The organism is Micromonospora sicca (genome assembly GCF_003172935.1).
In the GTDB taxonomy this organism is placed as follows: Bacteria; Actinomycetota; Actinomycetes; order Mycobacteriales; family Micromonosporaceae; genus Micromonospora; species Micromonospora sicca.
Window position 1 is genome coordinate 1 of the sequence record NZ_QGKS01000471.1, and the last position, 6,931, is coordinate 6,931.

Sequence of the window (6,931 nt, forward strand, 5' to 3'; positions counted from 1 at the left end):
CACAACCAGTACCGCGTCAAGAAACCCGACGAACCAGGCGGCGTCCGCCACGACAGACCCGCCACGATCCGGCTCTACAAGCTCAGCCACCAAACTCCATGATCAACTTAGGCTACGCGGCATTGGGCACTGCCCTGCCGGTGCAGGACCACCTGATTGACTCTGTAGTCGCGACAGCCCTAGGTATGCCGCTCGCCGACACCAACATCCGTGAACGCGTGTGGCGCCCGCTTCAAGAACTGCTTGCAGCCTCGTATGAGCAGGTTCGGGCGTGCATCCGAAATCCGTCTTGGGCCACACCGCCGGAGCGCTCCATGCCACCGTTGGCGATACGCGATGCGATCCTGTCCTGGCCAGTCGATGCGTGTCCGTCGAATCTCTCCGCCGCCCTAATCGAACTCTGCGCGGAAGTAGAAGCTGAAGATGCACTGACCGGCCTCGCATCCAGCATCGCGAGCATCGACCCGAGTGTCAGCAACACGGTTGACCAGTCACCGTCTGCTCAACTGCTCAGCGCAATCTGGATTGAGACAGTGAACACTGATGCGTCGTAGACGGCCATATTCGGCAGCGGACGTGGTGGTGCCAGCTTGCTGTCATCCGCGCCGACGACCAAGTCGCCCGAGCGGTCTGACCCCGAGCCCGATACCGGGTTCAATCCGCCCACCGAACCGGCAACGCAACAGCGCCGCCAGCTTGACGTCACAACGCGCCGCTCATCTAATCGAACGGGCGATCCGTCACACTGATTGGCGAAGGGCGATCTTCACGCGCGCCGCGTGAGGCGGTGGCCGGCCTGACCGGTGTGGACTTGGTGTTGGATCGGACGGCTCGATGGATGTACGGCGACGGGATCAGCCGTCCGCAGAGGCGGCGCTTGTCGAGGCGGCGCGACGGGCGATACGGCGGCATGAGCACCTGGGGTGCCTCGCGCTGCTCTACAGCGCGTGTTCCTCGCCGTCGACGATAAGCAGGCTGCCGAGTACATCGCTGCTGTTGGCACAGGCCATGGCAGTCCGAGCGGGAGGCGACCAGCCCGTCGCCGGGACCGACCTTCCGGGTTGGATGAACTCCCTTCGCGTACGCGTTCCGGTCCTCGCGGAATACGAGGAGCTAGTCCCGCTCTCGCCAGGGGTGCATGTCCACGTGCTGTGGGACCGGGTGCTGTGGCCGATTCATCCCGGCCGGTCGCATGACCCGGAGCAGATCATCGACCAGGTCCGACGCTACGCACAGGTGGCCGACGACCGGCTTGTCGCGCCACTGGGATTCGGCATCGATGACATCGCGTTCATCGCGTTGCAGTGCATGGCGCAGCAGTTTCACTACCTCGGCTCCATCTGGGCCGCCACCGAGTTTGCCCCCGCCGGGGACGGCGTCGTCGGCCCCGACGAATTGGACGCGTCCCGGCGGTACATCGACCATCTGCTCGCAGCACAGCAGGTCGATGGCGTACCCGAGTGGCTTCGAGACAACGCCGATCCCGAGCGGATCGGTCGGCTCGCCCGAGCTGTCGACTGGTGTGTTCGAGACGCCGAGGACCTCGTGCACGGGAACTGGCTGCTCGATGGCGCGCTCGTGATCCGCACGGATGCAGGTTTGCTCCCGGCGCCGGCAGGGCTCGCACTCGACGGCCTGCAGGTGACCGCCGACCGCCTGCTGGCCCTCGCACGCGAGCTGCCCCGCGCGGCGGACGAGGAGCCGCTGGCGGATCTTCTCAAAGCCGAGGCCGAGTTCCGGTTCTTGGAGAGCACGAGGGGTTTGGCGACGAACGTCGTCGGGCCCATCCAGACGGGCCGGTCCGGTCGGCTCACGTGCGTGCTGTATCCGGCTGCTCGACGCCTCTATGCCGTTCAGGTCGTGGCCGGCACCGACCCGCAGATGACCGCGCGCGAGGTCGACCGCGCAAAACGCCGACTCCGCTGGGTCCAGCCCGGAGCGCTGGTGACGGTCGAGGCGCAACCGGAAGCAATTGCGGCGATCACCAGTGTCGACAGTCCGCTGCAACCTGCGGCGGATTGCGATCTATGGGTGGCCGCCGACGTGGTGGTGCGACGGATAGTCCTCGTGGACGGGCCGTGGAAGCCACGACCAGAATCGCGCCACGGCGCCGTGGTGCTGGGGCTGAACGACTGGTGCCGGATGGCCGCCGGCATCATGGACGACTACGAGGAGTTCTGGGCGTTCCTCGATGAGGTTGCCGCACTGCCCGGTCCTCGACGCGTCTACGGTGCACAAGCAGTAGGCCTCTGGGACGCCTTCCGACGCGACGGCGTCCTCGGACACGACGGCACCGACTCCGAGGACGATCCAATCGGTCCGGCAGCGAGGTGGGCAGCGCGCGGCGGCACCAACGGACACGAGTTCGTTCTGCGCCGTCTCGGTCTTCCGGGATTGCGGGAGTGGCCGTTCGCCTCATCGTTGATCAACGGCTGTGTCACGGTCGGTGCGACAACGCCGTACCGTCATGTCACCGTGAGCGTCGAACCATCGCTGGCCATACAGATCAACGGCGACAGTGTCGACGAGCGTACCTGGATGATGATTCTGGAGAACGCCATCCGAGGCGGACTCACTCTGCTCGCCGAGGCGGTCGACGGTGTACGCGCCGACGCCTGGAGGGCATGGAAGGCCGCGATCCCGCAGCCGATGCGGGTGACCTTCCTTTCGCTCCCGCGACTGGCCGGTGACGGCATCAAGCTGGCCGCTTCGTCCGACGACGAGATGGTCATCGGCTTTGTCATCCCCATGCTCCAGCAGGCGGACCCCGCTTCCGTTCACCGTCAGATCGGCGAAGCGCTGTGGTGCAGGCTCATCGGAGCGTTCGCCACGGCGACGGCCGCAAGTTCCGCCAATCAAGTGATCAACGTGCTGGGCGAGGTCGAGACGAAGCCGGCGGCGCGGTCTGCCGGCGACGCGTTCCTCGCCGGATGGGCGTCGCTGCACACGACCTCGATGTTCGTACGGACTGATGGACCAGCGCAGTCACCGCCCAAAGGAATCGCGGCACGGGTCAGCGAGGCCGGAAAGGCACGGGCCCTGCGGGACGTGATCTCGCGGGCCGCGGGATCCGCCGCTGCCGCTGCCGCTGCCGTAGATCTCACCAATGCAGCCGAGGTACGCGAACAGGTCATGATTCCCGCCGCGACCGACCTTATCCAGGAGCGCATCGCGGACTACGACTCCGCGTCCATCCTGCCGATCGCCGCAACAGCCATCGAGCGTGTCTGGGCGAACCGGACCAGAGCGGACCACGACCGCATCCTGCGACAAGCGGTCGGCTGGGACGAACTGCCGGACCTTGACACGGCCACCAGCAACAACACCGTGACAGTCCGAGTGGCCGACCTGCTCGCCGAAGCAATCCTTGGCGCCGCCCCCGGTGGTCAACGGCGCATGGACCACCGCGACTGGGGCATCCTTCTCAACCTTGGCGGCGTGCTCCTCGAACTCGCCAGCGCACAAGCCCACCTCGACGCCGGCGTCCGCAACAACACCGCCGACGACGATCCATCCGGCCGATCAGTGCCGTTCCAGGCAGCGCAATTCGCCACCGACGTGCGGCGCCACCATGATCGTCGCATCGCTGCGGACCTCCTGAGTCCGGCCGACCAACTGGCGACGGCCGAACGCGACGACGCAGACACATGGCCGTATACGTCCTGGACCGCCGTCATGACCGAGTGGCGAGATACCACCCCTACCGGTTCGCCGCGGTGGCAGACCGCCACCGCGGCACTCGCCGCCGACCAGGCGCTGCACGCCGAACTCGGCACCAGTTGCGACGAGATCATCGCGGTGCTCGCCGTAGTCGGGGACTGGCCAACCACCAACGAGGTAGCAACGGTATCCGTAACAGCGCTTACCGAATGGGTCTGCGAATGGTCCGGACTCGATCCCGCCGCGGTACGACGGGCGATACGCCTCCTCACGCTCACACCCGACGCGGTTCGACACGACGGGTTGAGCATCGGACGCATCGAGGACCGCGGTGCCCGCCTGTCGGTAAAGCCACTACTCCCGGACCTGGCAACGACCGACACCGTAATCGTCATGCCACGGCGGGTCAGCGCAGCCGCCCGGCTCATCGTCGCCTACATCAACGCGGCGAGACCGCCATGGCCCGGCATGACGGACAAGGTGAAGAAAGCCTTCGCCGAGTGGGCGCGGCAACAACAGCGACTGTTCGAGTTCGCCGGCGAGGAGGCAGCAGCAGGTCCGGGACGCCATGTCATCCGCAGCCTGAAGCCGGAAAAAGCTGCCCGCCGCGGGATCCAGATCACCGGAGAAATCGACCTGCTCGTCATCGACACGGCACGTGAGCGCGTCTGGGTGATCGAAGCAAAAGCCGGCAACGTAGCTATCGACGCGAACAGGATCCTCTACGACATCATCGACTTTCACGGCGTCCCAGCGTCCACCCATCCGCGCTGGACAAACTACCGGCAGCCACGCGGCAAGAACTACATCGCCAAGCTGCTCACCAAAACCACCGAGATCAACGACCAGATCGAAAAACTGCTCGCATCAGAAGGCATCCCCTTCGATGATCAAGGCCCATGGCAAGTGATCGCGTTGATGCTCACGCCGACACCCGTGCCCGCGGCCTATGTCCCCGCCCCGCAGGTGCCGTTCGCCACGCTAGATGCCCTCCCGAGCGTCCTAGACCTCGCCCAGCCGCCAGCGCCAGGGCCGATCGATCCGAGTAGCCACGACAAATAATGCCTGTGGGGCTCGTAAATCAGGTGCCGGCCACCGGTCGACACAGCAATCCGTGACCTGGTACTGCGCCTGCAGGACTCCGGCAAGGCGAGCCCTGCCGTTGACGATGAGGTGGATCTTCCGGTCCAGGTGGCGCACGAGGCGGTCCAGGAACGCCAGGAACACCGGCCCGGTGAACGAGCCGGTGAAGCAGGTGAAGTACAGCTCGCCCTTGTTGCTGATCGCGGCTATCACGTTGACTCCGAAGCGTTTACCGGTCTTGCCCACCACTGGGGTCTGCCCGACCGGTGCCCAGGTGGTGCCCACCGGGGCGTCCGAGCGTAGTCCGGTTTGGTCCAGCCACAAGATGACCGCCGTGTTCTTGCGCGCCTTCGCCTCAATCGCCGGGTACTCCACCTCCAGCCAGCGGGCGACCGCCTCGTGATTCTGCTCGTACGCCCTGCGGATTGGCTTCTGCGGCGACAGCCCCCACGAGCGCAGGTACCACTGACCAAAACTCAAGGCCGTTTGGTGATCAATAGTCCGGTTTTCGGTTGGGGTGCGGGTCGGGTGCGGAACGTGAAGAAGCTCCTGATAGGACATGGATTGACGAGATCGGCATGTTCCAACCAGGAGCTTCGGTGGTGGATTCTGCCATGGTGCCGGCAGGCGTGGTGCAGCCTGCTGATCAGCGGGAGCAGTTGCGGGCGGCGGTGATAGCCGGTCCGGCCGGGTTCGGCGGGCTGGATGAGCGGGTGACCGGCCGGTTGTGGCCGGTGCTGGTGGGTCCAGAGCTGATCGGGCGGGCGCAGGCGCAGGCCGGGCATGTCGATGGTCGGCGGCGGGTGTTGACCGGCGCGGTCACCGCGATGATCGTGCTCGGGTTGTGCCTGTTCCGGCGGGAGAGTGTGGGTGTGGTGACCGCTCGGGTGACCGAGCGGATCCCGCGGGTGAGGGTGGAAGGCACACCGAGCGGGTCGGCGGTGTCCAAGGCCCGCGCTCGGGTGCCGGCCACGGTGTGGGAACACCTGTTCCTGGCCGCCGCGGCCGATATGCCGCCGGCGGGGACGCAGTCGTACGTGTTCGGGCTGTTGGTGACCGCGATCGATGGCACGGTGTTCGACCTGGCCGACACCGCGCAGATGCGGGCCGGGTTCACCACCCCGTCGAAGGGCCGGTTCCCGCAGGCGCGGATGGTCGCTTTGGTGGCCTGCGGCAACCGGTGGCTGCTCGCGGCCCGCATCGATTCCTCGGGCGTCAGTGAACAGGTCCTCGCGGACCGGCTGGTCGACCAGCTACGGCCGGACACGATCAACCTGGCCGACCGGGGGTTCTTCTCGATGGACCGCTGGGTGCGGGCGGCCGCGACCGGGGCGCACCTGGTGTGGCGGGTCAAGAACGGTGCCCGGAGCCTGCCTGCCCGCCTGGACCAGACACTGCCCGACGCCTCCGCGTGGGTGATGCTGCACGAGTCCGATGCGATGCTCGCCCGGCGCCGTAAAACCGGCGGTGACAAGAGCCTGACCCGGCTGCAACCGGTCCTCGCCCGGCTGGTCGAGTTCACCGTGACCAGCCGCGACCGCGCCGGCCGACCGGTCAAGACCAGCCGGTACCGGGTACTGACCACCCTGCTCGACCAGCGCCGCTACCCCGCCGACCAGATCGCCGCGCTCTACGCCGAATGTCGCGCACCGGGTTTGATGGAGACATCGAAACCTGGGAGGAACACCAGCGATGCCCGCACCGAAGAAGTACAACGATGAGCTGCGTGAGCGCGCGACCCGGTTGGCGGTCGAGGCCCGTCGGGATCCGGCGTCCGCGGTCGGAGCGATCCGGCGGATCGCCGGTCAGCTCGGGGTTCATCCGGAGGCGTTGCGCACGTGGGTGAAGAAGGCCGAGACCGACGCCGGGGAGCGTCCGGGCACCACCAGCAGCGACGCGGAACGCCTCGCCGCGTTGGAACGGGAGGTGCGTGAGCTGCGGCGGGCGAACCAGATTCTGAAGTCCGCGGCGTCTTTCTTTGCGGCGGAGTTGGACCGTCCGTCGCGATGAAGGTCGAGTTCGTCGACTCCCAGCGGGAGCGACACGGTGTCCAGCCGGTCTTGCAGGCGCTCGAAGACACGCCGGCACAGATCGCACCGTCGACCTACTACGCCGCCAAGACCCGTCCCGCCAGCGCCCGCTCGCGACGCGATGAGGAGCTGACCGCGGTGATCGAGCGGATCCACGC

At 66.7% G+C, this 6,931-nt stretch carries 5 protein-coding genes, 1 pseudogene and 1 other annotated feature; of the genes and pseudogenes, 5 read left to right on the forward strand and 1 reads right to left on the reverse strand.

Going from position 1 to position 6,931, the window contains the following annotated elements:
* Positions 1 to 98: 98 nt before the first annotated feature.
* On the forward strand, positions 99 to 554 hold the full coding sequence (locus tag DKT69_RS38020; RefSeq protein ID WP_146231290.1) for a hypothetical protein: 456 nt from the start codon (positions 99 to 101) through the stop codon (positions 552 to 554).
* 592 nt (positions 555 to 1,146) lie between these two features.
* Positions 1,147 to 4,722 carry a hypothetical protein gene (locus DKT69_RS34635; RefSeq protein WP_146231291.1) on the forward strand — a complete coding sequence of 1,192 codons (3,576 nt, stop codon included), beginning with the start codon at positions 1,147 to 1,149 and terminating at the stop codon, positions 4,720 to 4,722.
* Here the strand turns inward: DKT69_RS34635 and DKT69_RS40430 are convergent.
* Positions 4,663 to 5,304 carry a transposase gene (locus DKT69_RS40430; RefSeq protein WP_236648554.1) on the reverse strand — a complete coding sequence of 214 codons (642 nt, stop codon included), beginning with the start codon at positions 5,302 to 5,304 and terminating at the stop codon, positions 4,663 to 4,665. The genes DKT69_RS34635 and DKT69_RS40430 overlap by 60 nt on opposite strands.
* A gap of 38 nt (positions 5,305 to 5,342) precedes the next feature.
* Between DKT69_RS40430 and DKT69_RS34645 the strand changes: the two genes are divergently transcribed.
* The 3 genes and pseudogenes from DKT69_RS34645 to DKT69_RS34655 form a co-directional block, all read left to right on the forward strand.
* Entirely contained in the window at positions 5,343 to 6,464 is a 1,122-nt protein-coding gene (locus tag DKT69_RS34645; protein WP_161558010.1) for an IS4 family transposase, read from the forward strand.
* Positions 6,436 to 6,753 (forward strand): transposase, encoded by a 318-nt coding sequence (locus DKT69_RS34650; protein ID WP_109805600.1) that lies wholly within the window; start codon positions 6,436 to 6,438, stop codon positions 6,751 to 6,753. The genes DKT69_RS34645 and DKT69_RS34650 overlap by 29 nt, the downstream gene beginning before the upstream one ends.
* Positions 6,711 to 6,842 (forward strand) — a sequence feature (AL1L pseudoknot). (Overlaps the previous gene by 43 nt.)
* Positions 6,750 to 6,931 (forward strand): annotated as a pseudogene (locus DKT69_RS34655) (hypothetical protein); the annotation flags it as partial. Its footprint overlaps the feature before it by 93 nt. The gene DKT69_RS34650 and the pseudogene DKT69_RS34655, both read left to right, overlap by 4 nt.

Coding starts and splice junctions, on each gene's coding strand:
- DKT69_RS38020 (WP_146231290.1), top strand. CDS start 99: ATGATCAACTTAGGCTACGCGGCATTGGGCACTGCCCTGCCGGTGCAG.
- DKT69_RS40430 (WP_236648554.1), bottom strand. CDS start 5,304: ATGTCCTATCAGGAGCTTCTTCACGTTCCGCACCCGACCCGCACCCCA.
- DKT69_RS34650 (WP_109805600.1), top strand. CDS start 6,436: ATGCCCGCACCGAAGAAGTACAACGATGAGCTGCGTGAGCGCGCGACC.